At 36.9% G+C, this 512-nt stretch carries 1 protein-coding gene; it reads right to left on the bottom strand.

Annotated features, from left to right (window positions below; translation table 11 throughout):
* Window positions 1–512 (bottom strand): transposase (locus LQZ76_RS10015; RefSeq protein WP_290368176.1); only part of this gene is annotated, 512 nt, incomplete at both ends.

The following is a 512-nucleotide window of genomic DNA, read 5'->3' as shown; positions in this document are numbered from 1 at the left end:
CAATTCTAATCGAATACGATTAAAAAAATTGGCTAAGTTTCGATAGCCATAACCGCTTCGACTGATTTGTTTTATTTTACGATTTAAACCTTCTAAAGGGCCATTTGAATATGGTGAATCACAACTTTCGCTAATACCCTTGATATTTTTCTTCAATGTTTTAATCAGAACTACTGCCTCATCAGGTAGATTTTTAGGTTTAATGTTAAAGATCTCTACTAATAAAAGTGCGTTACGGGTACGAATAGCGGCTAGTATTTGTTGATATATGTTCCAGATTTGCTCTAAATTAGGGAATCTATTGAAGACTAGATTTATAGCTTCAGCTTGCGTCATGTATTCGTTGAGCCCATAGAGATAGCGCCGTTTCTGGCGCTCTAAATTAGCACTATACTTATGTAGTAAGCGCCAGTGTGACTTAAGAATTTTATATTCACGTGAGCGCTTATCGGCGCTCAATTTACGGATACATTGAATACGGACCGTATCGAGAGCACGTCCAGCTAATTGAA

This window comes from Periweissella ghanensis, assembly GCF_918814755.1.
Classification (GTDB): domain Bacteria; phylum Bacillota; class Bacilli; order Lactobacillales; family Lactobacillaceae; genus Periweissella; species Periweissella ghanensis.
Note: the sequence above shows the minus strand (reverse complement) of the source record. Positions and strands in the feature narration are given on the sequence as shown.